Raw genomic sequence first — 21,515 nt, forward strand, 5'->3', positions numbered from 1 at the left:
TATCTCCCCCTCGATCACAGCGAGCACCGTGTGGCCGGTGCCTCGGTCCGCTCCCTCCTCACCCCGTGTGCTCCGCCGGAACCGCGGGACGATCGGACCGAGTCGGTGCCCGGACCGGCACCGGCCCGGGCACCGCGCTGCCCCCCTCACCGATAAGGACGCAGGCGTGTCCGCACCGGTTCCGCCCCGTGGGAACTTTCTTCCGCGACCGTCGCGACACCGGTCCGGCACCGCGGGGGCCCGCCTACAGTCCCCGTGCCAGAAGCACCGCACCGCGCAGAGGCGCGTCCCCGTCCGTGCAGAGGATCCGGGCACCGGAGGCCGCACCGACCGCCCGGTCGAACTCCCACCCCGCGCGCGGGACCGCGATCACCGCGTCCGGGGCCACGCCGCCGTTGAGTCCCGCCAGCCCGCGGAGCAGGCCGGCAACGTCGTGGAGTTCGGTCGCGCCCGCGCGCCCCAGTACGACGCCCGCACCGTGCACGGCGCGCCGGTGCTCCGGCGGCCGATCCTGATCCCCGCCGGGAATCCGGCGCCCGCCCGCGACGGGGCCGCGCTGCGGCGGCCGGTCCACTACGGACGAGACCGTACAGTCCGGCCACTGCTCGACGACCCCCACCGTGCCGCCCGGCCGGATCTGCCCCTCGGCCTCCGCGGCGGCGACCGCCGCCCACGTCGACCCCACCGTGAGGACATCGTCCGCCAACGCGGCCGCCGCGCGCTCGACGACGCCACGGCGGATTGTTCCCCACTGGGCCGGAAGCACCAGCACGATCCGCGCGGGCACGCACCGCCTGCCGTCCCGCGCGGCGCCCCCGGCCCGGCCGGGAACGTCGGCATCGACGGAGACTGCCGACAGCACGTGCAGCAGCAGGCCACGGAACAGTTCCACGGTCCGGAACAGGGCGTCGCCGAGGGCCGTGTACTCCTCGTCCAACGCCGACGGAAGGGCCGACTCGTAGGCACCCAGATCCGTCCCGGAACGCCGGGCGGCCTCGTCCCCGTACGCAAGCCCCTCCCGCGTGCGCAGCACCGCCGCCCGCTGCCGGGTGACACCCCCATCGGCCCATGCGCGCACAGTGATGGGCCCGATGTCCACCACCGCCGTCCCCCGCTCGCGTCCTCCCGAATCCGCCATCGTCTCCCCCTCATCAGCCGCCCCACCGAAGGCCACCGGCGGCGGCCTTCCCGCCGCCGGCCCGCGCGCCGGATCAGCCGCCGCAGCAGCCGCCCGGCGCGGCGACCCCGTCCCCGGCTTCCACGGGGCCGCGCTTGTCCATCGTTCTGCGATTGCGTGCCGCGAGCGCGTCGTCCGGCGGATAGTCCACGCCGGCCAGACTCAGCCCCTTCGCGGGCGCCACCGGCACCGCGCTGGAACGCTCCCGCTCCGCCAGCAGGTCCGTCATCCACTGCGGCGCGCGCCGTCCCTGACCCACTGTGAGTGCTGCGCCGACGAGGCTGCGCACCATCGACCAGCAGAACGCGTCCGCACTCACCTGCGCCACAAGGACGCCTTCGCCATCCTCAGCCCATTCGAAACGTTGCAGCTCACGGACGGTCGTCGCGCCGTCCCGGCGCCGGCAGTACGCGGCGAAGTCGTGCAGCCCCACCAGCGCGGCCGAAGCCTGCCGCATCGCCTCCAGGTCGACGGGGCCACGCCACACGGCCGTGTCGCGGGCCCGCACCGGATCCGCGCCCGATTCCGCCGCCGTCACCCGGTATGCGTAGTGCCGGCGCAGGGCCGAGAACCGCGCATCGAAGTCCGCGGGCACCCGGGTGAACGCGCGTATGCGGACGTCCTGCGGCAGCAGCCGGGCGAACCGGCGCACCAGCCGCGACGGCTCGTCGGGTACCGCGTCCGTCGCCAGATCCAGGTGCGCCACCTGCGCCGCCGCGTGCACCCCGGCGTCCGTCCGGCCCGCCACGGTCAGGTGGGCGGGCGTGCGCAGCACAGTCGCGAGCGCATCCTCCAGAACGCCGCACACCGTCCGCAACCCGGGCTGCTTGGCCCACCCGGAGAAGTCCGTGCCGTCGTAGGCGATGTCGAGACGCAGACGGGTGAGCCCGCCGCCGCTGTCCGCGGCGACGGGCTCACCCGCGCGATGAAAGGAATCCTCCACGGGGGACTAGTCCTTGTCTGCGGCCTTGTCGTCCTCGGCATCGGTCGCGTCGGCTGCGGTGGCGGTGGTCTCCTCGATCCCCTCCACCACCTCTTCGGCGTTCTCGACCTCTGCTTCGGACGCCTCGTCGGCGACCTGGGCGACCGGGTTCTCCTGGGCCTGCGAGGCCGCGACGCGACGCGCACGGTCCGCCTCGGTGGACACCGTCTGCTCACGCACCAGCTCGATGATCGCCATCGGAGCGTTGTCGCCCTTGCGCGGCAGTGTCTTGATGATGCGGGTATACCCGCCGTCCCGCTCCGAGAAGTGCGGTCCGATGTCGGCGAACAGGTGGTGGACGACGTCCTTGTCGGTGATGTTCTTCATCACGTCGCGTCGGTCTGCCAGTGTGCCGGCCTTGGCCTTCGTGATCAGCTTCTCCGCGTACGGACGCAGCCTCTTGGCCTTCGACTCGGTGGTGGTGATCCGACCGTGTTCGAAGAGCGCAGTGGCCAGGTTGGCCAGGATGGCCTTCTGGTGCGAAGCCGACCCGCCGAGGCGGGCACCCTTGGTGGGCTTGGGCATTGTAGTGCTCCTTGTAGGCACCCGGGACGGCCTCTCCGGCGTTCCGAGTGAAGACGGTTACAGCTGTTCGGTCTCGGCGAAGTCCTGATCATCGTCGTCCGTGTCCGTCCACGTGCCCGTCTCCGGGTCGTATCCGGCGATCGTGGACGGGTCGAACCCGGGAGGGCTGTCCTTGAGCGCCAGGCCGAGGGCGGCGAGCTTGACCTTGACCTCGTTGATCGACTTCTGTCCGAAGTTCCGGATGTCCAGCAGATCCGACTCGCTGCGCGCCACCAGGTCGCCCACGGTGTGGACGCCCTCGCGCTTGAAGCAGTTGTTCGAGCGGACCGCCAGCTCCAGCTCCTCGATCGGCATGGAGTACGCCGCGATGTGGTCGGCCTCGACGGGCGACGGCCCGATCTCGATGCCTTCCGCCTCGACGTTGAGCTCCTGCGCCAATCCGAACAGCTCGACCAGCGTCTTGCCGGCCGACGCGATGGCATCACGCGGAGAGATCGAGCGCTTCGTCTCGACGTCCAGGATCAGCTTGTCGAAGTCGGTGCGCTGTTCCACGCGGGTGGCCTCGACCTTGTAGGTCACCTTGAGGACCGGCGAGTAGATGGAGTCGACCGGGATACGGCCGATCTCCGCGCCTGCGGCCTTGTTCTGGATCGCCTGGACGTAGCCGCGGCCTCGCTCGACCACGAGCTCGATTTCGAGCTTGCCCTTCTCGTTCAGCGTTGCGATGTGCAGATCGGGATTGTGCACCACCACGCCGCTGGGCGGGACGATGTCGCCTGCGGTGACCACGCCGGGCCCCTGCATGCGGACGTACATCGTGACCGGCTCGTCCTCCTCGGAGCTCACTACGAGCCCCTTGAGATTGAGGATGATCTCGGTGACGTCCTCTTTCACACCCGGGATCGTGGTGAACTCGTGGAGCACACCCTCGATCCGAATGCTGGTGACCGCCGCGCCCGGGATGGACGACAGCAGCGTGCGCCGAAGCGAGTTGCCGAGCGTGTAGCCGAATCCCGGCTCCAGCGGCTCGATCACGAACTTCGAGCGGTTATCCGCGATGACCTCTTCGGTCAGCACGGGTCGCTGCGAGATGAGCATTGACATTCCTCCTGTACGGACGTCCGCTATTTGACGTCCACCTGACACCTCCACCGGCCGTGGGCCGGCACCGCCGCCGCAGCGGCGACACCGAACGCCCGTCGCCCGTGGACGACTCCGTCCCGGACACTGCCGCCCAGGACGGACGGACCCCGAGACCTTCGGGGAAGTCCCGAACGCTGTCCGGGACAGCGCCCCCGCGCGGCGTCGGCCGCACGGGGGACGCATGATCTACTTCGAGTAGTACTCGACGATGAGCTGCTCCTGCAGCGGCACGTCGATCTGCGCGCGCTCCGGCAGCTGGTGCACGAGCACCCGCATGCGCGGGCCGACGACCTGCAGCCAGCCGGGGACGTTACGCTCGCCCTGGGTCTCCCGCGCCACCTGGAACGGCAGCGTGCTCATCGACTTCTCCTTGATGTCGATGATGTCGTACTGCGACACGCGGTAGCTGGGAATGTCGACCTTCTTGCCGTTGACCAGGAAGTGGCCGTGGCTGACGAGCTGACGTGCCTGACGGCGCGTGCGCGCGAGGCCGGCGCGGTAGACGACGTTGTCGAGACGCGACTCGAGCAGGATCAGCAGGATCTCACCGGTCTTGCCGGGACGCGACGCGGCCTCCTCGTAGTAGCGGCGGAACTGCTTCTCCATCACGCCGTAGCTGAAGCGCGCCTTCTGCTTCTCCTGCAGCTGCAGGAGGTACTCGCTCTCCTTGATCCGCGCGCGGCCATGCTGGCCGGGCGGGTAGGGGCGACGCTCGAACGCCTGGTCTCCTCCGACGAGATCGACACGCAGACGTCGCGACTTGCGGGTGACCGGTCCGGTATAACGAGCCATGAACCTTTAGCCTCCTATCCTTTCCAGTTCCCGCTAGACCCGGCGCCGCTTGGGCGGACGGCAGCCGTTGTGCGGCTGAGGGGTGACATCAGAGATTGTGCCGACCTCGAGACCGGCGGCCTGCAGCGAGCGGATCGCCGTCTCGCGGCCCGAGCCCGGCCCCTTGACGAAGACGTCGACCTTCTTCATGCCGTGCTCCTGCGCCTTGCGCGCGGCGTTCTCGGCCGCCAGCTGCGCGGCGAACGGGGTCGACTTGCGCGAACCCTTGAAGCCGACATGGCCGGACGAAGCCCAGGAGACGACGTTGCCGGCGGGATCGGTGATCGAGACGATCGTGTTGCTGAACGTGCTCTTGATGTGTGCGGCGCCGAGCGGGATATTCTTCTTGTCCCTGCGTCGGGTGCCCTTCTTGGGGCCGGTGCCGCGTGACTTCGGTGGCATTGCTTACCTGGCCTTCTTCTTGCCGGCGATGGTCTTCTTGGGGCCCTTGCGCGTGCGCGCGTTGGTCTTGGTGCGCTGACCACGGACCGGAAGCCCACGGCGGTGGCGCAGGCCCTGGTAGCAGCCGATCTCCATCTTGCGACGGATGTCGGCCTGCACCTCGCGGCGAAGGTCGCCCTCCACCCTCAGGCTGTTCTCGATGTACTCACGCAGCTTCGTGAGGTCCTCGTCGGTCAGATCCTTGCTGCGCAGGTCGGGGCTGACGCCCGTGGCCGCGAGGATCTCCTGGGAGCGGGTACGGCCGATCCCGTAGATGTAGGTCAGTGCGATCTCCATCCGCTTTTCGCGGGGCAGATCCACACCAGAGAGTCGTGCCATGTGGCAGATCCTGTTCTCGGTGTTCGGAGGTCTTCTCCCAGCCCGTCCCCGTTATCGATGGGGCCCCGGCCTCCGTGCCGGGGGTGGACCGCGCCCTCGAGGGGCACGGCTGGTTCTGGGAGGCTGTCATGTCGCTCGGCAAGCCGATCGCAATTGTGCGTTGGCCGGCGCTGCCTAACCCTGGCGCTGCTTGTGCCGCGGGTTGTCGCAGATCACCATGACCCGCCCGTGACGGCGGATCACCTTGCACTTCTCGCAGATCTTCTTGACGCTCGGTTGCACCTTCACGTCTGTCGAATCTCCTGAAGATCACTCCACGCCGCCGCCATCGGCGCCGCGGAATCGTAGTCCTCCCGACCGGGACCGGCCGGAAAGGGTTCTCACCTGTACCGGAAAACGATCCGACCGCGGGAGAGGTCGTACGGCGACAACTCCACCACCACCCGATCCTCGGGGAGGATCCTGATGTAGTGCTGCCGCATCTTGCCACTGATGTGGGCAAGGACCTTGTGTCCGTTCTCCAGCTCAACGCGGAACATTGCGTTGGGCAGGGGTTCGATCACACGCCCCTCGACCTCGATGGCACCGTCCTTCTTGGCCATGTCCTCCGCGATCCTGGCGTCGACCGACCGCCCGGGCACGCCCGGGCGACCAGGAATCGATCGCCTACTCGTCCTCCTAAGGGATGATGCTCACTACAGGCCTGCTCGCTACAGGCCCGCGCGTCCAGCCGCCCGACACGGGCAGCCCCGTCCGCCTTCAGACGGCACGGAACGCGCGCGCAGCACGCACCAATCGACCAGGGTACACGCCCGCGCCCACGCAGCGAAAACCCGCCCGCACCGCACGACAAGGATCACCGACCATGGCCGCAGCACCGCATCAGTGGTTCGACAGTTTCGGCGACCTCGCCACCTGGTTCGGATCGATCGGAACCGTCGCGGCGTTCGGCGTCGGATTCTGGCAGATCCACCGCGAACGCAAGCATCGTCTCCTGCGCGAGATGGGCGAACGCATGCGCGCGCGCCGCGCCCACGCCGATCAGGTGAGCGCGTGGATCGCGGACGCCCAGCTCGTCGTCGCGAACCGTTCCGGCCACCCCGTCCACGACGTCGAGGTGGTGCCGGCCGACGCCCGCACCACGGGGGAAGAACCCGACCGGCTCGATGCGCCGCCCATCAGGATCAGATTCGTGCTGCCCGGCGAGCACCGGCAATCCGTCCGGCAACCCGAGCACATCTCCGCTCTGCCCGCGATCACGTTCACCGATGCGCGCGGCGACCGCTGGCACCGCGCGCCGGGGAGCCCGCCGGCCCTTGTCGGCGCGCACGGGCACACCGGCCCGGACCGTACTGTCCCCTCCGACGACGGCATGGACTAAAGGGAGCCCGGAGGCCGTGAGAGCGGCCGGAGGCTGATCTGATCGAATGGCCGTATGCGGGCGGTCGTTCAGAGGGTCACGTGGGCACGGGTGCAGGTCGACGGTGGCACCGTCGGCGAGATCCTCGGCGACGGTGCCTTCGGCCCGGGCGCGGCCCCGCCCGGCGTCCGGCAGGGCTTGCTCGTGCTCGTCGGAGCGACGCACTCCGACGACGACGCGACCGCGCATGCGCTGGCGGCGAAGATCTGGCGACTCCGCATCCTCGACGGAGAGGCTTCGGCCTCCGACATCGGCGCCCCGGTCCTCGTCGTCAGCCAGTTCACCCTGTACGGCGACGCGCGCAAAGGCCGGCGTCCGTCGTGGAACCAGGCGGCCCCGGGAGCCGTGGCCGAACCTCTCGTAGAGACGCTGGCCGGCGCACTGCGCGAACTCGGCGCCCACGTCGAGTCCGGCCGTTTCGGCGCTCACATGCACGTCTCGTCCACCAACGACGGCCCGGTGACGATCCTGCTGGAGAACTGAACCCGCCCCCACAGAACTGTGGGGCCGGGCGTCAAGGTCGGGACGGTCAGGGTCGGGGCGTCAGGGTCGGAGTGTGAGGATGCGCGGCCCGTCGGGAGTCACCGCAACGGTGTGCTCCCAGTGCGAAGCCTTGGTCCCGTCGTCGGTGATCACCGTCCACCCGTCCTCGAGCACGGTGGTCTGGTCCGTGCCCAGAGTGAGCATCGGTTCGATGGCGAGCACGGACCCGGCCACCAGACGCGGACCCTTCCCTGGGGCGCCTTCGTTGGCCAGGAACGGGTCCATGTGCATCTCTCGGCCGATGCCGTGGCCCCCGTAGCCGTCGACGATGCCGTAGCTCCGCCCGTGTGCCCGCCCCGCCGCGTGCGTCCCGTTCTCGATCGCATGGGACACGTCCGTCAGCCTGTTCCCGGGAAGCATCGCCGCGATCCCCGCCGAGAGCGACTTCTCGGTCGCACCGTTGAGCTCCTGCTCCGCCGGGGTGATCGCGCCCACCGCGAAGGTCCACGCCGAGTCGCCGTGCCATCCGTCCAGGATTGCGCCGCAGTCGATGGAGAGCAGGTCTCCCTCGGCGAGCACGTCGTCAGCACGCGGGATGCCGTGCACCACCACGTTGTTGCGCGACGCACAGATGGAGCCGGTGAACCCGTGGTAGCCGAGGAAAGAGGGCACCGCTCCCGCGGACCGGATGGATTCCTCGGCCACGCGGTCGAGGTCCAGGGTGCTGGCCCCCGGCTTCGCGGCGTCCCGGACGGCCACGAGGGTCCTCCCGACGACCGCGCCCGCCGCGGCCATGGCGTCGAGCTCCCCGTTCGTGCGGAAAGGCACCGTTCTGCGACGTCGCATGAACCCCACCGCTACTTGCCCAGCGCTGCCATGGCCCGCGCGTTGATCTCCTCGATCTCGCCCACCGCGTCGACGCTGACCTCGATGGTCCGGTAATGGTCCAGCAGCGGGGCCGTCTCCGCCCGGTACACCCGCAGTCGGTTCCGGATCACGTCCTCTTTGTCGTCGTCGCGGCCGCGCGCCAGCATCCGCTCCACCACGACGTCCTCGTCGACGACGAACTCCACGACCGCGTCAAGCGTGGTGCCCAGCCGGCCCAGGATCCCTTCAAGCGCCTCCGCCTGGTCCACCGTGCGGGGGAAGCCGTCGAGCAGGAACCCCTGCTGCGCGTCCGCCTCGGACAAGCGCGCCTCCACCATGCGGTTCGTCAGCTCGCTGGGCACGAGCTCACCGGCGTCGAGGTACCGCTTGGCTTCGACGCCGAGCTCCGTGCCCTCGCCGATGTTCGCACGGAACAGGTCCCCCGTGGAGATGTGCGGAACACCGAGCTTGTCGGAAAGGATGGCCGCCTGGGTGCCCTTACCCGCGCCGGGGGGACCGAGTAGAACAATTCTCATCGAAGGAACCCTTCATAGTTTCGCTGCAACAGCTGGCTTTCGATCTGCTTCGCGGTGTCGAGTGCGACCACGACAATGATGAGGATCGACGTACCGCCGAACGCCATGCTCGCCGTCGCCGCCGCACCCAGGAAGAAGTTCGGCAGCACCGTGATGATGCCCAGGTAGAGCGAGCCCACCAAGGTGATGCGCGTGAGCACGTACTGCAGGTACTCCACCGTCGGCCGCCCCGGTCGGATGCCCGGAATGAACCCACCGTACTTCTTCATCTCGTCCGCCCGCTCCTCCGGATTGAACGTGATGGCGACGTAGAAGTAGGTGAAGAAGATGATGAGCAGGAAGTAGATGATGATGTAGCCGGTGTCGGCCGGGTTGGACAGGTACTGGTTGATGATCTTGTTCCACCAGTGTTCCTCGGTGCCGTTGTTGCTCGTCAGCTGCGCCACGAGAGTGGGCAAGTAGAGCAGCGACGACGCGAAGATCACCGGGATGACGCCGGCCTGGTTGACCTTGAGCGGCAGGTACGTGGAGGTGCCGCCGTACATCCGTCGGCCCACCATCCTCTTGGCGTACTGTACGGGGATTCGACGCTGGCCCTGCTCGATGAACACGACGCCGGCGAGGATCGCCAGCACCGCGATCATGATCAGCGTGAACTTCAGCCCGCCCTGGTCCAGGATGGACTTGCCCATGGTGGGCAGACCCGCACCGATGCTGATGAAGATGAGCAGCGACATGCCGTTGCCCACGCCGCGCTCGGTGATGAGCTCGCCGAACCACATCAGAAGCACGCCGCCCGCGGCCATGACGAGCGTCGTCACCACGAGCCCGAAGATGCTCGAATCCGCCAGGATCGGCCGGTCGCAGCCGCGTAGCAGATTGCCGCTGTTGGCCAGCGCGACGAAGCCGGTGGACTGCAGCAGAGCCAGTGCGATCGTGATGTACCGCGTGTACTGCGTCATCTTCGCCTGGCCGGACTGCCCTTCCTTGCGCAGTTCCTCGAACTTCGGGATGACGACAGTCAACAGTTGGACGATGATGCTCGCCGTGATGTACGGCATGATGCCGATTGCGAACACGGACAATTGCAGCAGTGCGCCGCCGGAGAACAGGTTGATGAGCGTGTACACGCCCGCCGAGTCGCCGCCGAGGGCGTCCGCGGAACACTCCTGGACCACCTTGAAGTCCACGCCGGGCGACGGCATCATCGCGCCGAGCCGATACAACACGATCAGGCCGAGCGTGAACAGGATCTTCCGCCTCAGGTCCGGAGTCCTGAAGGCAGATCCGAAGGCCGAGAGCAAGTGTCCTCCTGGATGTGTGCTGACGGGGCGCCCGGGAAAGAACCCACCGACCCGCCCGCCCTCATCGGGCGGCGGCCCGGGCAATCCCCACCGGCGTGGTCCGGCCGACGCGCGGACGACGGTTGAACTCTAACAGTGGGTGCAGACAGCGATGCCGCGGACGGGGCCCGCAAGGCCCCGTCCGCGGCATGCGCGCTGCTGCGACCGCGGCCGCGCCGGCCCTCCGAGGGGAGCCGGAACGCGACCGGGTCGCACGTTCCTCGTCCGTCAGGCGGTGGCGGTCACGGAGCCGCCGGCCGCCGCGATCTTCTCCGCTGCGGACGCCGAGATCTTGTCCGCGACGACGTCGACCTTGACGCCGATCTCGCCGTCGCCGAGGACCTTCACCGGCTGGTTCTTCCGGACGGCGCCGACGGCGACCAGCTCGGCCACCCCGACGGTCCCGCCCTCGGGGAACAACCGCGCGATATCGCCGACATTGACGACCTGGAACTCGGTGCGGAACTGATTCTTGAACCCCTTGAGCTTGGGCAGCCGCATGTGCAACGGCATCTGCCCGCCCTCGAAGGCGGCCGGCACGTTCTTACGGGCCTTGGTGCCCTTCGTGCCTCGTCCCGCGGTCTTTCCCTTGGAGCCCTCGCCGCGGCCGACGCGTGTGCGGTCGGTCTTGGCACCCGGCGCCGGGCGCAGGTGGTGCAACTTGATGGTCACTGTGAGACCTCCTCCACCGTGACGAGGTGCGAGACCACGTTGATCAGCCCGCGCGTCTCCGGCGAGTCCTCACGGACGACCGTGTGCCGGATCCGCTTGAGCCCGAGGGTACGCAGGCTGTCACGCTGGTTCTGCTTGGTTCCGATGGTGCTGCGGACCTGGGTGACTTTGAGCTGTGCCATCGTCATGCCCCCTGCCCGGCACGCGCCCGCAGCATCGCTGCCGGGGCCACGTCCTCGATCGGCAGGCCGCGGGACGCCGCGACCTCCTCGGGGCGACGCAGGCCCTTGAGCGCTGCCACCGTCGCGTGCACGACGTTGATCGCGTTGTCGCTGCCGAGCGACTTGGACAGGATGTCCTGGATGCCCGCGCACTCGAGGACGGCGCGCACCGCGCCGCCCGCGATCACACCGGTGCCCGGGCTGGCCGGGCGCAGCATGACCACGCCGGCGGCCTCTTCACCCTGGATCGGATGGGTGATGGTGCTGCCGATCATGGGCACGCGGAAGAAGTTCTTCCGGGCCTCTTCCACACCCTTCTGGATGGCGGCGGGCACTTCTTTGGCCTTGCCGTAGCCCACGCCGACGACGCCGTTGCCGTCGCCGACGATGACCAGCGCGGTGAAGCTGAACCGGCGGCCGCCCTTGACGACCTTCGACACGCGGTTGATCGTGACAACGCGCTCGATGAAGTTCGACTTCTCCGCGTCGCGCGACCGGTTGTCCCGGCCGCCCCGGCCGCGGCCGCCTTGGCCGCCCTGGCCCTTGTTGTCGCTGTTGGGGCCGTTCTGTCCGGCGGGACCCCGTCCGCCGTCACGCCGCTGACGTCCCGGCATCAGACAGTCCTTCCGTTGTTGATCGTCTTCATCAGAACTCCAGCCCACCCTCGCGCGCCGCGTCCGCGAGCGCCGCGATACGGCCGTGGTAGGCGTTGCCACCGCGGTCGAACACGACAGCCGTGACGCCGGCCGCCTTGGCGCGGGCCGCGATGAGCTCCCCGACCTTGACGCCCTTGGCCGTCTTGTCGCCTTCGACGGCCCGGACGTCGGCCTCGATGCTCGACGCCGCCGCCAGGGTGTGGCCCACGGTGTCGTCGATGACCTGAACGTGGATGTGCCGGGAAGAGCGCTTCACGACGAGCCGCGGGCGTGCCGGCGTGCCGGACAGCTGCTTGCGCAGGCGGAAGTGCCGACGGCTCCGCGCGATGCGGCGTGCGGTGGAAACATCCGTACCGCGCTGGACCCGCTTGCCGTTGGTCTGTGCAGTCTCAGTCATGATCACTTACCCGTCTTTCCGACCTTGCGACGGACCTGCTCACCCTCGTAGCGGATGCCCTTGCCCTTGTACGGGTCGTGCTTCCGCAGACGCTTGATGTTGGAGGCCACCTGACCGACCTTCTGCTTGTCGATGCCGCTGATGGAGAACCGGGTCGGGTTCTCCACCTGGAAACTCACGCCTTCCGGAGCTTCGACAGTGACAGGGTGGCTGTAGCCCAGCGAGAACTCGAGCGTGGAGCCCTTCAGCGCCACGCGGTAGCCGACGCCGTGGATCTCCATCTTGATGACGTAGCCGTCGGTGACGCCGGTGACCATGTTCTGCACGAGCGTGCGTGACAGGCCGTGCAACGCGCGGCTTTCGCGGTCCTCGTCGGCGCGCGTGACCTGCAGGCGTCCGTCCTCGGCCTTCTCGATGCCGATGACGTCGTGCAGGGTCAGCGCCAGCTCGCCCTTGGGCCCCTTGACTGTGACGTCCTGGCCGTCGACAGCCACGTCGACGCCGCCGGGGACGGCGATCGGGTCTCTACCGATACGAGACATTCTTCGACCCCCTACCAGACGTAGGCGAGGACTTCCCCGCCTACTCGCTGCTTGGCTGCCTGGCGATCGGTCAGCAGGCCGGTCGATGACGAGATGATCGCCACGCCGAGGCCGCCGAGGACCTTGGGCAGGTTGGTGGAGTTGGCGTACACGCGCAGGCCGGGCTTCGATACCCGACGGATGCCGGCGAGGCTGCGCTCACGCGCAGGGCCGTACTTGAGGATCAGCGTGAGGGTCTTGCCCACCCGCGCCTCCTCGACCTTGTAGTCGCCGATGTAGCCCTCGCGCTTGAGGATCTCGGCGATGTTCACCTTCAGCTTCGACGAGGGCATGGAGACCTCGTCGTGGTACGCCGAGTTGGCGTTGCGCAGACGCGTGAGCATGTCTGCGATCGGATCGCTCATGGTCATGAAAGTGACCTGTATACCTTTCTCGCAATGGTTCCCTCTTGGACGCCGCCGGGGCGGCGCAGCAGGCCTACCGCGAAGTGGTGTGGTGGTGGATCACCAGGAACTCTTGTGAACTCCCGGCAGTTCGCCCGCGTGCGCCATCTCGCGGAAGCAGACGCGGCACAGTCCGAACTTGCGGTACACCGAGTGCGGGCGTCCGCACCGCTGGCACCGTGTGTAGGCGCGAACTGAGAACTTGGGCTTGCGGTTCGCCTTGTTGACGAGCGCCTTCTTCGCCATCTCACTTCTCCTTGAACGGGAAGCCGAGCTGCTTGAGCAGCGCGCGCCCCTCGTCGTTGTTGGTGGCGGTGGTCACGACGGTGATGTCCATGCCGCGCGGGCGGTCGATCGAGTCGATGTCGATCTCGTGGAACATCGACTGCTCGGACAGGCCGAAGGTGTAGTTTCCGTTGCCGTCGAACTGCTCGCCCGACAGTCCGCGGAAGTCGCGGATGCGCGGCAGTGCGATCGAAAGCAGCCGATCGAGGAACTCCCACATGCGGTCGCCGCGCAGCGTGACGCGGGCGCCGATGGGCATGCCCTCACGCAGCTTGAACTGCGCGATGGACTTGCGTGCACGGCGGATCTCGGGCTTCTGACCGGTGATCAGAGAGAGGTCGCGGACGGCGCCGTTGATGAGCTTGGCGTCGCGGGCGGCGTCGCCGACGCCCATGTTGACGACGACCTTCACGAGCCCCGGCACCTGCATGACGTTCTCGTAGGAGAACTCCTTCTGCATGGCGTCGCGGATCTCGCTGCGGTACTGCAGCTTCAGGCGCGGCTGGATCTTGTTCTCGGTGCTCGTCATCTCTAGATGTCCTTCCCGTTGCGACGGGAGATCCGCACCCGCTTGCCGTTCTCGTCGGTGCGGTACCCGACGCGGGTGGGGTTGCCGTCGGAGTCGACGACCATCACGTTCGAGACGTGGACGGCGGCCTCCTGGGTGACGATCCCGCCGACACTCGCGCCGGCCTGGTTCGCAGAGACGGCGGTGTGCTTCTTGATGCGGTTCACGCCCTCGACGATGACGCGGTTGCGGTCCGGGATGGCCTTGATGACCTTGCCCTTGGCGCCCTTGTCCTTACCTGAGATGACGAGGACCGTGTCGCCCTTGTGCACCTTCATCACAGCACCTCCGGTGCGAGCGAGATGATCCTCATGTACTTCTTGTCGCGCAGCTCGCGGCCGACGGGCCCGAAGATGCGGGTGCCGCGCGGATCGTTGTCCGGCTTGATGATGACGGCGGCGTTCTCGTCGAAGCGGATGTAGGAACCGTCGGGACGACGGCGCTCCTTCTTAGTCCGGACGATCACGGCCTTCACCAGATCGCCGCGCTTGACGTTGCCGCCGGGGATGGCGTCCTTGACCGTGCCGACGATGACATCGCCGATCCCGGCGTAGCGGCGACCGGAGCCGCCGAGAACACGGATGCACAAGATCTCCTTGGCACCGGTGTTGTCGGCAACTCGGACCCGCGACTCCTGCTGGATCACTAGAGTTCTCCTTGACCTGGACTCGATGTGCGCCGGATTACCGACCCGACGCACGCGGTCGTTCGCCCGCCCCGCGGGGCGGACTCCCGCACGATGGCGGGGCACGCCGCACGGACGCGAGCCCGTGCGGCAAACCAGACCATCATAAGGGTTGGGACGTGCACCGGTGCGGCCGGCCCCCGCTTGCGCGATCGGCCGGCCGCACCGAGTACTACTTGGCCTTCTCGAGGACCTCGACCAGCCGCCAGCGCTTGGTGGCGGACATGGGCCGGGTCTCCATCAACTGGACGCGGTCGCCCACGCCGGCCTGGCCGTTCTCGTCGTGCGCTTTCACCTTGCTGGTACGGCGGATGATCTTGCCGTACAGCGGGTGCTTGACGCGGTCTTCGAGCTCGACGACGATCGTCTTCTCCATCTTGTCGGAGACGACGTAGCCGATACGGATCTTGCGGCGGCCGCGCTCGTCGGCCGCTTCCGTGCTCGCTGCGTTCTCGGTGGTGCTCACTGTCTTGTCCTCACTCATGCGGCGCCGTCCTCGTCCGGTCCGACCGCGAGCCCCAGCTCACGCTCGCGGAGCACCGTGTAGATCCGGGCGATGTTGCGCCGGACGGTCCGGAGGCGACGATTGTTGTCGAGCTGCCCGGTCGCCATCTGGAAGCGGAGGTTGAACAGTTCCTCCTTGGCCTCGCGGAGGGCCGTGGTCAGCTCCTCCTCGCCGAGCTCCCGGAGCTCGGACGCCTGGGTTCCCGTTGCCATCAGAAGCTCCCCTCCCTGGTCACGATCCGGCACTTGCAGGGGAGCTTGTGCGCCGCGCGCAGCAGGGCTTCGCGGGCGATCTCCTCATTGGGGTAGCTCATCTCGAACATCACGCGTCCCGGCTTGACGTTCGCGATCCACCACTCCGGCGAACCCTTACCGGAACCCATTCGGGTCTCGGCCGGCTTCTTGGTCAGCGGGCGATCCGGGAAGATGTTGATCCAGATCTTGCCGCCGCGCTTGATGTGGCGCGTCATCGCGATACGCGCCGCCTCGATCTGGCGGTTCGTGATGTACGCCGGCTCCAGGGCCTGCAGGCCGTAGTCACCGAACGTGACCTCCGTGCCGCCCTTGGCCATGCCATTGCGCTTGGGGTGATGCTGCTTACGGTGCTTGACCCGTCGTGGCATCAACATCGTCAGCCCTCCTGATTCTCTGCGGCGGGCGCCTCGGCCTGCGCAGTGGCGGTGGCCGCACGGCCACCGCCCTGGCCGGCCGTGGACGGGCGGCGCGAACGGGCCGGGCGCTCGCGGCGCGGACGGTCACGCTCGGCCGCCGCGTTGGCCGCCACCTCGCGGCGGCCTCCGACGACGTCGCCCTTGTAGATCCACACCTTCACACCGATGCGGCCGAAGGTCGTCTTGGCCTCGAAGAAGCCGTAGTCGATGTCGGCACGCAGGGTGTGCAGCGGCACGCGCCCCTCGCGGTAGAACTCCGAGCGGGACATCTCCGCACCGCCGAGGCGGCCGGAGCACTGCACGCGGATGCCCTTGACCTGCGGCTGCCGCATGGCCGACTGGATGGCCTTGCGCATTGCCCGGCGGAAGGCGACGCGGTTGGACAGCTGCTCAGCCACGCCCTGGGCGACGAGCTGCGCATCAGCCTCGGGGTTCTTGACCTCGAGGATGTTCAGCTGCACCTGCTTGGCCGTCAGCTTCTCGAGCTTGCCGCGGATGCGGTCGGCCTCCGAGCCGCGGCGGCCGATGACGATGCCCGGGCGCGCCGTGTGGATGTCGACGCGGACGCGGTCACGCGTGCGCTCGATCTCCACCTTCGAGATGCCGGCGCGCTCCATGCCGGTCGAGAGCAACCGGCGGATCGCCACGTCTTCCTTGACGTAGTCGGCGTACTGCTTGTCCGCGTACCACCGCGACTTCCAGTCGGTGGTGATTCCCAGTCGGAACCCGTGCGGGTTGATCTTCTGGCCCACTACTGAGCTCCCTTCCGACGGCCGCGGCCGTTGCCCTGGCCGGGCACCGACTGGACCTCGATGGTGATGTGGCTGGTGCGCTTGCGGATGCGGAACGCCCGGCCCTGTGCGCGCGGCTGGTACCGCTTGAAGGTGGGGCCCTCGTCGACGTACGCCGCGGACACGACGAGCGTGCGCGGGTCGAGGTCGAGGTTGTTCTCCGCATTCGCCGCGGCGCTCGCCACGACCTTGGCGACCGGCTCGCTCGCCGACTGCGGGGCGAACCGCAGGATGTCGAGCGCGTCGCCGACGCTCCGGCCGCGGACCAGGTCCACGACGCGGCGGGCCTTCATCGGGGTCACCCGCACATAGCGCGCGGTGGCCTTCGCCGTCTGCGCGACGGCCTGTGTCTCTGACTGTGTGCTCATCGGCGCTTGCTCTTCCGGTCGTCCTTGATGTGGCCCTTGAACGTCCTGGTCGGCGCGAATTCACCGAGCTTGTGTCCGACCATGTTCTCCGAGATGAACACCGGCACGTGCTTGCGGCCGTCGTGCACCGCGAACGTGTGTCCGATGAAGTCCGGGATCACCGTCGAGCGACGGGACCAGGTCTTGATGACCTGCTTGGTCCCCTTCTCGTTCTGCGCGTCCACCTTCGCCAGGAGGTGGTCGTCGACGAACGGGCCTTTCTTGAGGCTGCGTGGCATCCTTCACTCCCTCCTAGCGCTTGTTCTTGCCGGTACGGCGACGACGGACGATCATCGCGTCGCTGGCCTTCTTGGGTCGTCGGGTCCTGCCCTCGGGCCGGCCCCACGGGCTGACCGGGTGGCGGCCACCCGAGGTCTTGCCCTCGCCACCGCCGTGCGGGTGGTCGACGGGGTTCATCACGACGCCGCGGACGGAGGGGCGCTTGCCCTTCCACCGCATGCGGCCCGCCTTGCCCCAGTTGATGTTGGACTGTTCGGCGTTGCCGACCTCGCCGACGGTCGCGCGGCAGCGCACGTCGACGCGGCGGATCTCGCCGGAGGGCATGCGCAGGCTCGCGTACTTGCCTTCTTTGCCCAGCAGTTGGATGCTGGCGCCGGCCGAGCGGGCCATCTTGGCGCCACCGCCGGGGCGCAGCTCCACCGCGTGGATGACCGTGCCCGCGGGGATGTTGCGCAGCGGCAGGTTGTTGCCGGTCTTGATGTCGGCGTTGGGGCCTGCATCCACGACGTCGCCCTGACCGATGCCCTTGGGCGCGAGAATGTAGCGCTTCTCACCGTCGTAGTAGTGCAGCAGCGCGATCCGCGAAGTGCGGTTCGGGTCGTACTCGATGTGCGCGACCTTGGCCGGCACGCCGTCCTTGTCGTGGCGGCGGAAGTCGATCACCCGGTAGGCGCGCTTGTGTCCGCCGCCCTGGTGCCGGGTCGTGATCCGCCCGTGCGCGTTGCGTCCGCCCTTGTTGTGCAGCGGGCGGACGAGCGACTTCTCCGGCGTCGAGCGTGTGATCTCGGAGAAAACGGCGACGCTCGAGCCGCGGCGGCCCGGTGTCGTCGGCTTGTACTTACGGATTGCCATGAGTCTTGAAGTCCTTACCTTCTACGAGTTCCGGTGGGGTGAGCCGCGGCTCAGCCGACCGGCCCTCCGAAGATCTCGATGGGCTTGCTGTCGTCGGACAGCGTCACGAAGGCGCGCTTCGTGTTCTTGCGCCGGCCGTAGCCGAGGCGTGACCGCTTGCGCTTGCCCTGACGGTTGGCGGTGTTCACCGACGTGACCTTGACACCGAAGACCTTTTCCACGGCGATCTTGATCTGCGTCTTGTTGGCGTCCGGGCGCACCAGGAACGTGTAGACACCGTCCTCCATGAGCCCGTAGGACTTCTCCGAGACCACCGGTGCGACCAGGATGTCTCGCGGGTCGGACTTGATCTCCGCGATGCTCATGCCGAGACCTCCTTCGCTGCCGAGCTGCGGGCGGTCACGAAGCTCTCGAGCGCCGCGACGGAAAAGACGATGTCGTCGCTGCGCAGAACGTCGTGGGTGTTGAGTTGATCCGGTGCGATCAGGTGCGCGCCCTCGATGTTGCGCACGCTCTGCCACGTCACGACGTCCTCGCGCGGGACCACGACGAGGAACTTCGCGCGGTCGCTGAGGCGGCCGAGGAAGCCGAGCGCCTTCTTGGTGGACGGCACCTGGCCCTCGACCAGCTCGGAGACCACGTGGACGCGGTCGCTGCGCAGCCGGTCGGTCAGCGCGCCGCGCAGTGCGGCGGCCTTCATCTTCTTCGGGGTCCGCTGCGCGTAGTCGCGCGGCTGCGGGCCGTGCACGGTACCGCCGCCGGTGAACTGGGGTGCGCGGATGGAACCCTGGCGCGCGCGGCCGGTGCCCTTCTGGCGGTACGGCTTGCGGCCGCCTCCTCGGACCTCGCCGCGCGTCTTCACCTTGTGGGTGCCCTGGCGCGCCGCCGCGAGCTGCGCGGTGACGACCTGGTGCATCAGCGGGATGTTGGGCTCGACGTCGAAGATGTCGGCCGGCAGCTCCACGGAACCGTCGGTTCCGCCGGCCGGGACGTGGACGTCGAGGGTCAGCTTGACGGTGTTCTCGGCGCTCATGCCTGCGCACCACCCTTCACTGCGGTCTTGACGATCACGACGCCGCCCTTGCGGCCCGGGATCGCACCCTTGATCAACAGCAGACCGGCCTCGGTGTCCACCTTGTGGACGGTCAGGTTCTGCGTGGTCACGCGGTCGTTGCCCATCCGGCCGGCCATGCGCATGCCCTTGAACACGCGGCCCGGCGTGGCGCAGCCGCCGATCGAGCCGGGGCGACGATGCACGGCCTGTGTGCCGTGGCTGGCGCCCTGGCCGGCGAAGCCGTGGCGCTTCATCGTGCCGGCGAAGCCCTTGCCACGGCTGGTGCCGGTGACGTCGACGAGCGTGCCGTCGGAGAAGGCCTCGGCGGTGAGCTCCTGGCCCACCTCGTACTGGGAGGCGTCCGGCACCCGCAGCTCCACGATGTGGCGCCGCGGGGTGACCCCCGCCTTGGCGTAGTGGCCCGCGACCGGCTTGTTCACCTTGCGCGGGTCGATGGCGCCGAAGGCCAGCTGGACGGCGCTGTAGCCGTCGCGCTCCTCGGTGCGCACCTGGGTGACAACGCACGGACCGGCCTTGACGACGGTCACCGGGACGACCCGGTTGTTCTCGTCGAAGACCTGCGTCATGCCGAGCTTGTTGCCCAGAATGCCTTTGATCTCGGTATCAGTCATTGAATGTTCTCCGCTGCGTCTTCCCGGGCTCACTGAATGTTGACGTCGACGCTGGCAGGCAGGTCGATACGCATGAGCGCGTCGACGGTCTTGGGCGTCGGGTCGAGGATGTCGATGAGGCGCTTGTGGGTACGCATCTCGAAGTGCTCGCGCGAATCCTTGTACTTGTGCGGCGAACGGATGACGCAGTAGACGTTCTTCTCGGTGGGCAACGGCACCGGACCGACGACGCGGGCGCCGGTGCGGGTCACCGTCTCGACGATCTTGCGCGCAGACGCGTCAATCGCCTCATGGTCATAGGCCTTGAGCCTGATGCGGATCTTTTGTCCCGCCACGCTTGTAGTCCTTTGCTTGCCGTGTCGCGACGCCCGGGAGGCGCCGCTTCGTTCATTACCGGACCGATGGCAGCGGAATGTGGTCGAGTGGGGCCGGCCGCACACCTGTGATCGACGATCTCTCGTGATCGGCACCGCCGACTGCGATCAGCACCAGGGCTCATCGTCGCCGCTGTTCATCTGTCATGGTCCACCGGTACACGCGGTCGGGCGTGTCGCCCGTTCGCTTCTCACGCGACGCATTCCCCGGACACCGCCCCGGTGGGACGGATCCGCGCATCGCCGCGGAGAACGCACCGGTCGCGCCCGCCGGGCGGACGCTTTCAGGTACGTCGTACACAGGCCTTGATCGGCCGGGCGACCACTCTATCGGAACGGCCGCACCCGCCCGCACGCACCCCTGCCGACAGTCGGACGACCCCGACGGGACCGCCGCCACCGGCGCAGGACGCACTCAAGGCAACCCCGACAGTATGCCCGACTCGCCCGACCCTGCCAAATCGTGTCCGATCACACCCGCGGATGGCCCCCGTCGCAGCAGGCGGACGGGTCGCCATCGCTCGTCGCCGGAGGCGGACCGGGCATTTCGGCGGGATTCGCCGCGTCGGCCTGCCGGGATCGGGGCGACGGCTTATGCTCCTGGGATTGCGGCACCTTGAAATGGACGTCCGTTTCCGCGGCCCCGGCCGAGAACGCTCGGATTCCGCAGTGTCGTCGCACCGGGACGCCGGGCCTGGCGGACTCACTGTATACGCAGCACAAACCGTCGAAGGAATCACCTCGGCGGCCCCGATCACTGAATGGAGAAGACGATGAACCTCACCCGTTTCGGCCGCAACGCGGCCATCGCGGCCGTCTCCGCGGCGGCCGTCGCGGTCGGCGCCACCACCACTGCGGCCGCCGCCCCCGCGCCGGAGCCGGCGCAGACCCAACCGGTGGGAGACAGCGTCATCCTCGACGCCGGCGCGTTCTCCTTCACCTCCGGCGACGGCACCGTCGACGTCCGCGACGGCGCGGGCAACGTGGTCGAGTCGATTCCGCTCACGCTTCCGGGCACGGATATCGCCGCACCGATCGACACGGCCATCGGCGGGGGCGGCAAGACGCTCACCCTCCACCGCGTGGAGGCCGACGCGGTGGGGCAGTTCAACAAGCTCGTCGGCGAATGGCTCTGGGGCGTGCAGAACGGCGGGGCGTTCGGCGCCGCCATCGGCTCGGTCGTCGGCTGCTGGCTGCTGGTGTTCGGCTGCATCCCGGGACTGATCATCGGCGGCGCCATGGGCTCGCCCAACGCCGGCCAGATCCAGCAGACGTTCATGGACATGCTCGCCAACCGCTGACGAGCCCTCGTCCGGCCCGCAGGGCCGGACCCGGCACCGCCGCGCCCGCAGAACCCCGGGGCACGGCGGTGCCGTGCTGTGTGGACCGGCACACCCATATTACTTTCGAGTAAGGTTAGCTCGCGGCCTTCCG

The 21,515-nt window shown here is 68.4% G+C and carries 36 protein-coding genes; 3 read left to right on the forward strand and 33 right to left on the reverse strand.

The window, feature by feature from the left end; all coding sequences use genetic code 11:
- Window positions 1-244: 244 nt before the first annotated feature.
- The 9 genes from JJ683_RS01560 to infA all read right to left on the reverse strand — a co-directional run bounded on the left by JJ683_RS01560 (window position 245) and on the right by infA (window position 6,040).
- The gene (locus JJ683_RS01560; RefSeq protein WP_200170926.1) at window positions 245-1,138 is read right to left on the reverse strand and encodes a hypothetical protein; all 894 of its coding nucleotides are present in this window, start codon (window positions 1,136-1,138) and stop codon (window positions 245-247) included.
- A gap of 73 nt (window positions 1,139-1,211) precedes the next feature.
- Window positions 1,212-2,120, reverse strand: coding sequence for a tRNA pseudouridine(38-40) synthase TruA (gene truA, locus JJ683_RS01565; RefSeq protein ID WP_307810623.1), 909 nt, complete (start codon window positions 2,118-2,120; stop codon window positions 1,212-1,214).
- Between the two features lie 6 nt (window positions 2,121-2,126).
- Window positions 2,127-2,684, reverse strand: coding sequence for a 50S ribosomal protein L17 (rplQ, locus tag JJ683_RS01570; protein ID WP_200170927.1), 558 nt, complete (start codon window positions 2,682-2,684; stop codon window positions 2,127-2,129).
- A gap of 57 nt (window positions 2,685-2,741) precedes the next feature.
- Window positions 2,742-3,782 carry a DNA-directed RNA polymerase subunit alpha gene (locus JJ683_RS01575; protein WP_200170928.1) on the reverse strand — a complete coding sequence of 347 codons (1,041 nt, stop codon included), beginning with the start codon at window positions 3,780-3,782 and terminating at the stop codon, window positions 2,742-2,744.
- A gap of 231 nt (window positions 3,783-4,013) precedes the next feature.
- Window positions 4,014-4,619, reverse strand: coding sequence for a 30S ribosomal protein S4 (gene rpsD, locus JJ683_RS01580; protein WP_182359203.1), 606 nt, complete (start codon window positions 4,617-4,619; stop codon window positions 4,014-4,016).
- A 33-nt stretch (window positions 4,620-4,652) separates the two neighbouring features.
- Complete coding sequence (gene rpsK, locus JJ683_RS01585; RefSeq protein WP_143906530.1) at window positions 4,653-5,060, reverse strand: 30S ribosomal protein S11; 408 nt, start codon at window positions 5,058-5,060, stop codon at window positions 4,653-4,655.
- 3 nt (window positions 5,061-5,063) lie between these two features.
- Window positions 5,064-5,438, reverse strand: coding sequence for a 30S ribosomal protein S13 (rpsM, locus tag JJ683_RS01590; RefSeq protein ID WP_182347898.1), 375 nt, complete (start codon window positions 5,436-5,438; stop codon window positions 5,064-5,066).
- 174 nt (window positions 5,439-5,612) lie between these two features.
- Window positions 5,613-5,726 carry a 50S ribosomal protein L36 gene (rpmJ, locus tag JJ683_RS01595; RefSeq protein WP_143906526.1) on the reverse strand — a complete coding sequence of 38 codons (114 nt, stop codon included), beginning with the start codon at window positions 5,724-5,726 and terminating at the stop codon, window positions 5,613-5,615.
- A gap of 92 nt (window positions 5,727-5,818) precedes the next feature.
- Window positions 5,819-6,040 (reverse strand): translation initiation factor IF-1, encoded by a 222-nt coding sequence (infA, locus tag JJ683_RS01600; protein ID WP_143906524.1) that lies wholly within the window; start codon window positions 6,038-6,040, stop codon window positions 5,819-5,821.
- Window positions 6,041-6,303: 263 nt separating this feature from the next.
- Here infA and JJ683_RS01605 point away from each other — a divergent pair, with 263 nt between their 5' ends.
- On the forward strand, window positions 6,304-6,819 hold the full coding sequence (locus JJ683_RS01605) for a hypothetical protein (RefSeq protein WP_200170929.1): 516 nt from the start codon (window positions 6,304-6,306) through the stop codon (window positions 6,817-6,819).
- Window positions 6,820-6,873: 54 nt separating this feature from the next.
- Window positions 6,874-7,341, forward strand: a complete 468-nt coding sequence (gene dtd, locus JJ683_RS01610; RefSeq protein WP_200170930.1) for a D-aminoacyl-tRNA deacylase — start codon at window positions 6,874-6,876, stop codon at window positions 7,339-7,341.
- Window positions 7,342-7,401: 60 nt separating this feature from the next.
- Here the strand turns inward: dtd and map are convergent, their stop codons facing one another.
- From map to rpsJ, 24 genes are all read right to left on the reverse strand, one after another.
- The gene (gene map / locus JJ683_RS01615) at window positions 7,402-8,196 is read right to left on the reverse strand and encodes a type I methionyl aminopeptidase (protein WP_200170931.1); all 795 of its coding nucleotides are present in this window, start codon (window positions 8,194-8,196) and stop codon (window positions 7,402-7,404) included.
- A gap of 2 nt (window positions 8,197-8,198) precedes the next feature.
- Entirely contained in the window at window positions 8,199-8,744 is a 546-nt protein-coding gene (locus JJ683_RS01620; RefSeq protein ID WP_200170932.1) for an adenylate kinase, read from the reverse strand.
- Entirely contained in the window at window positions 8,741-10,048 is a 1,308-nt protein-coding gene (gene secY / locus JJ683_RS01625) for a preprotein translocase subunit SecY (protein WP_200170933.1), read from the reverse strand. The genes JJ683_RS01620 and secY overlap by 4 nt, the downstream gene beginning before the upstream one ends.
- A gap of 267 nt (window positions 10,049-10,315) precedes the next feature.
- Window positions 10,316-10,759: a 50S ribosomal protein L15 gene (rplO, locus tag JJ683_RS01630; RefSeq protein WP_200170934.1), complete on the reverse strand. Its 444-nt coding sequence runs from the start codon at window positions 10,757-10,759 to the stop codon at window positions 10,316-10,318.
- Window positions 10,756-10,941: a 50S ribosomal protein L30 gene (rpmD, locus tag JJ683_RS01635; protein WP_182347905.1), complete on the reverse strand. Its 186-nt coding sequence runs from the start codon at window positions 10,939-10,941 to the stop codon at window positions 10,756-10,758. The genes rplO and rpmD overlap by 4 nt, the downstream gene beginning before the upstream one ends.
- A gap of 2 nt (window positions 10,942-10,943) precedes the next feature.
- Window positions 10,944-11,594 (reverse strand): 30S ribosomal protein S5, encoded by a 651-nt coding sequence (rpsE, locus tag JJ683_RS01640; RefSeq protein WP_200170935.1) that lies wholly within the window; start codon window positions 11,592-11,594, stop codon window positions 10,944-10,946.
- 31 nt (window positions 11,595-11,625) lie between these two features.
- Window positions 11,626-12,033 (reverse strand): 50S ribosomal protein L18, encoded by a 408-nt coding sequence (rplR, locus tag JJ683_RS01645; protein ID WP_200170936.1) that lies wholly within the window; start codon window positions 12,031-12,033, stop codon window positions 11,626-11,628.
- Between the two features lie 2 nt (window positions 12,034-12,035).
- Window positions 12,036-12,575, reverse strand: coding sequence for a 50S ribosomal protein L6 (rplF, locus tag JJ683_RS01650; RefSeq protein WP_200170937.1), 540 nt, complete (start codon window positions 12,573-12,575; stop codon window positions 12,036-12,038).
- A gap of 11 nt (window positions 12,576-12,586) precedes the next feature.
- A complete protein-coding gene (rpsH, locus tag JJ683_RS01655; RefSeq protein ID WP_200170938.1) occupies window positions 12,587-12,985 on the reverse strand; it encodes a 30S ribosomal protein S8 in 399 nt (132 codons plus the stop codon).
- 93 nt (window positions 12,986-13,078) lie between these two features.
- Window positions 13,079-13,264, reverse strand: a complete 186-nt coding sequence (locus tag JJ683_RS01660; protein ID WP_143906499.1) for a type Z 30S ribosomal protein S14 — start codon at window positions 13,262-13,264, stop codon at window positions 13,079-13,081.
- Window position 13,265: 1 nt separating this feature from the next.
- Window positions 13,266-13,832: a 50S ribosomal protein L5 gene (gene rplE / locus JJ683_RS01665; RefSeq protein WP_182347909.1), complete on the reverse strand. Its 567-nt coding sequence runs from the start codon at window positions 13,830-13,832 to the stop codon at window positions 13,266-13,268.
- Between the two features lie 2 nt (window positions 13,833-13,834).
- Window positions 13,835-14,149, reverse strand: a complete 315-nt coding sequence (gene rplX / locus JJ683_RS01670) for a 50S ribosomal protein L24 (RefSeq protein ID WP_200170939.1) — start codon at window positions 14,147-14,149, stop codon at window positions 13,835-13,837.
- On the reverse strand, window positions 14,149-14,517 hold the full coding sequence (rplN, locus tag JJ683_RS18810; protein WP_143906493.1) for a 50S ribosomal protein L14: 369 nt from the start codon (window positions 14,515-14,517) through the stop codon (window positions 14,149-14,151). Before rplN ends, rplX begins: the two co-directional genes overlap by 1 nt.
- Window positions 14,518-14,728: 211 nt before the next feature.
- A complete protein-coding gene (gene rpsQ, locus JJ683_RS01680; protein WP_200170940.1) occupies window positions 14,729-15,040 on the reverse strand; it encodes a 30S ribosomal protein S17 in 312 nt (103 codons plus the stop codon).
- Window positions 15,037-15,273: a 50S ribosomal protein L29 gene (gene rpmC, locus JJ683_RS01685; RefSeq protein ID WP_200170941.1), complete on the reverse strand. Its 237-nt coding sequence runs from the start codon at window positions 15,271-15,273 to the stop codon at window positions 15,037-15,039. Before rpmC ends, rpsQ begins: the two co-directional genes overlap by 4 nt.
- Window positions 15,273-15,689 carry a 50S ribosomal protein L16 gene (gene rplP, locus JJ683_RS01690; protein WP_200170942.1) on the reverse strand — a complete coding sequence of 139 codons (417 nt, stop codon included), beginning with the start codon at window positions 15,687-15,689 and terminating at the stop codon, window positions 15,273-15,275. Before rplP ends, rpmC begins: the two co-directional genes overlap by 1 nt.
- A gap of 2 nt (window positions 15,690-15,691) precedes the next feature.
- Entirely contained in the window at window positions 15,692-16,483 is a 792-nt protein-coding gene (rpsC, locus tag JJ683_RS01695; RefSeq protein ID WP_182347914.1) for a 30S ribosomal protein S3, read from the reverse strand.
- A complete protein-coding gene (rplV, locus tag JJ683_RS01700) occupies window positions 16,483-16,890 on the reverse strand; it encodes a 50S ribosomal protein L22 (RefSeq protein ID WP_200170943.1) in 408 nt (135 codons plus the stop codon). The genes rpsC and rplV overlap by 1 nt, the downstream gene beginning before the upstream one ends.
- Entirely contained in the window at window positions 16,887-17,168 is a 282-nt protein-coding gene (gene rpsS, locus JJ683_RS01705; protein WP_200170944.1) for a 30S ribosomal protein S19, read from the reverse strand. Before rpsS ends, rplV begins: the two co-directional genes overlap by 4 nt.
- A 13-nt stretch (window positions 17,169-17,181) precedes the next feature.
- Entirely contained in the window at window positions 17,182-18,021 is an 840-nt protein-coding gene (gene rplB / locus JJ683_RS01710) for a 50S ribosomal protein L2 (protein ID WP_200170945.1), read from the reverse strand.
- A gap of 50 nt (window positions 18,022-18,071) precedes the next feature.
- On the reverse strand, window positions 18,072-18,386 hold the full coding sequence (rplW, locus tag JJ683_RS01715) for a 50S ribosomal protein L23 (RefSeq protein ID WP_182347917.1): 315 nt from the start codon (window positions 18,384-18,386) through the stop codon (window positions 18,072-18,074).
- Window positions 18,383-19,054 carry a 50S ribosomal protein L4 gene (gene rplD / locus JJ683_RS01720; protein WP_200170946.1) on the reverse strand — a complete coding sequence of 224 codons (672 nt, stop codon included), beginning with the start codon at window positions 19,052-19,054 and terminating at the stop codon, window positions 18,383-18,385. The genes rplW and rplD overlap by 4 nt, the downstream gene beginning before the upstream one ends.
- Complete coding sequence (rplC, locus tag JJ683_RS01725) at window positions 19,051-19,707, reverse strand: 50S ribosomal protein L3 (protein WP_182347919.1); 657 nt, start codon at window positions 19,705-19,707, stop codon at window positions 19,051-19,053. Before rplC ends, rplD begins: the two co-directional genes overlap by 4 nt.
- Before the next feature lie 29 nt (window positions 19,708-19,736).
- Window positions 19,737-20,042, reverse strand: a complete 306-nt coding sequence (gene rpsJ, locus JJ683_RS01730) for a 30S ribosomal protein S10 (protein WP_003938093.1) — start codon at window positions 20,040-20,042, stop codon at window positions 19,737-19,739.
- 812 nt (window positions 20,043-20,854) lie between these two features.
- On the opposite strand from rpsJ, the gene JJ683_RS01735 reads away from it, so the two are divergent.
- Window positions 20,855-21,382 (forward strand): DUF8020 domain-containing protein, encoded by a 528-nt coding sequence (locus tag JJ683_RS01735; protein WP_200170947.1) that lies wholly within the window; start codon window positions 20,855-20,857, stop codon window positions 21,380-21,382.
- Window positions 21,383-21,515: the final 133 nt, after the last annotated feature.

This window comes from Tomitella cavernea (assembly GCF_016599145.1).
GTDB lineage: Bacteria > Actinomycetota > Actinomycetes > Mycobacteriales > Mycobacteriaceae > Tomitella > Tomitella cavernae.

What these genes read in the sequence shown, in the direction of transcription:
- JJ683_RS01620 (WP_200170932.1), bottom strand. Translation starts at nt 8,744, where the DNA reads ATGAGAATTGTTCTACTCGGTCCCCCCGGCGCGGGTAAGGGCACCCAG.
- rplE (WP_182347909.1), bottom strand. Translation starts at nt 13,832, where the DNA reads ATGACGAGCACCGAGAACAAGATCCAGCCGCGCCTGAAGCTGCAGTAC.
- JJ683_RS01575 (WP_200170928.1), bottom strand. Translation starts at nt 3,782, where the DNA reads ATGCTCATCTCGCAGCGACCCGTGCTGACCGAAGAGGTCATCGCGGAT.
- rpsD (WP_182359203.1), bottom strand. Translation starts at nt 4,619, where the DNA reads ATGGCTCGTTATACCGGACCGGTCACCCGCAAGTCGCGACGTCTGCGT.
- rplR (WP_200170936.1), bottom strand. Translation starts at nt 12,033, where the DNA reads ATGACTGAGACTGCACAGACCAACGGCAAGCGGGTCCAGCGCGGTACG.
- dtd (WP_200170930.1), top strand. Translation starts at nt 6,874, where the DNA reads ATGCGGGCGGTCGTTCAGAGGGTCACGTGGGCACGGGTGCAGGTCGAC.
- JJ683_RS01660 (WP_143906499.1), bottom strand. Translation starts at nt 13,264, where the DNA reads ATGGCGAAGAAGGCGCTCGTCAACAAGGCGAACCGCAAGCCCAAGTTC.
- rpmC (WP_200170941.1), bottom strand. Translation starts at nt 15,273, where the DNA reads ATGGCAACGGGAACCCAGGCGTCCGAGCTCCGGGAGCTCGGCGAGGAG.
- rplC (WP_182347919.1), bottom strand. Translation starts at nt 19,707, where the DNA reads ATGACTGATACCGAGATCAAAGGCATTCTGGGCAACAAGCTCGGCATG.
- JJ683_RS01560 (WP_200170926.1), bottom strand. Translation starts at nt 1,138, where the DNA reads ATGGCGGATTCGGGAGGACGCGAGCGGGGGACGGCGGTGGTGGACATC.
- rplX (WP_200170939.1), bottom strand. Translation starts at nt 14,149, where the DNA reads ATGAAGGTGCACAAGGGCGACACGGTCCTCGTCATCTCAGGTAAGGAC.
- rpsE (WP_200170935.1), bottom strand. Translation starts at nt 11,594, where the DNA reads ATGCCGGGACGTCAGCGGCGTGACGGCGGACGGGGTCCCGCCGGACAG.
- rplV (WP_200170943.1), bottom strand. Translation starts at nt 16,890, where the DNA reads ATGAGCACACAGTCAGAGACACAGGCCGTCGCGCAGACGGCGAAGGCC.
- rplW (WP_182347917.1), bottom strand. Translation starts at nt 18,386, where the DNA reads ATGAGCATCGCGGAGATCAAGTCCGACCCGCGAGACATCCTGGTCGCA.
- rplQ (WP_200170927.1), bottom strand. Translation starts at nt 2,684, where the DNA reads ATGCCCAAGCCCACCAAGGGTGCCCGCCTCGGCGGGTCGGCTTCGCAC.
- JJ683_RS01605 (WP_200170929.1), top strand. Translation starts at nt 6,304, where the DNA reads ATGGCCGCAGCACCGCATCAGTGGTTCGACAGTTTCGGCGACCTCGCC.
- rplD (WP_200170946.1), bottom strand. Translation starts at nt 19,054, where the DNA reads ATGAGCGCCGAGAACACCGTCAAGCTGACCCTCGACGTCCACGTCCCG.
- rpsS (WP_200170944.1), bottom strand. Translation starts at nt 17,168, where the DNA reads ATGCCACGCAGCCTCAAGAAAGGCCCGTTCGTCGACGACCACCTCCTG.
- rplP (WP_200170942.1), bottom strand. Translation starts at nt 15,689, where the DNA reads ATGTTGATGCCACGACGGGTCAAGCACCGTAAGCAGCATCACCCCAAG.
- rplB (WP_200170945.1), bottom strand. Translation starts at nt 18,021, where the DNA reads ATGGCAATCCGTAAGTACAAGCCGACGACACCGGGCCGCCGCGGCTCG.
- rplF (WP_200170937.1), bottom strand. Translation starts at nt 12,575, where the DNA reads ATGTCTCGTATCGGTAGAGACCCGATCGCCGTCCCCGGCGGCGTCGAC.
- JJ683_RS01735 (WP_200170947.1), top strand. Translation starts at nt 20,855, where the DNA reads ATGAACCTCACCCGTTTCGGCCGCAACGCGGCCATCGCGGCCGTCTCC.
- rpsH (WP_200170938.1), bottom strand. Translation starts at nt 12,985, where the DNA reads ATGACCATGAGCGATCCGATCGCAGACATGCTCACGCGTCTGCGCAAC.
- rpsM (WP_182347898.1), bottom strand. Translation starts at nt 5,438, where the DNA reads ATGGCACGACTCTCTGGTGTGGATCTGCCCCGCGAAAAGCGGATGGAG.
- rpsQ (WP_200170940.1), bottom strand. Translation starts at nt 15,040, where the DNA reads ATGAGTGAGGACAAGACAGTGAGCACCACCGAGAACGCAGCGAGCACG.
- infA (WP_143906524.1), bottom strand. Translation starts at nt 6,040, where the DNA reads ATGGCCAAGAAGGACGGTGCCATCGAGGTCGAGGGGCGTGTGATCGAA.
- rpsK (WP_143906530.1), bottom strand. Translation starts at nt 5,060, where the DNA reads ATGCCACCGAAGTCACGCGGCACCGGCCCCAAGAAGGGCACCCGACGC.
- rpmD (WP_182347905.1), bottom strand. Translation starts at nt 10,941, where the DNA reads ATGGCACAGCTCAAAGTCACCCAGGTCCGCAGCACCATCGGAACCAAG.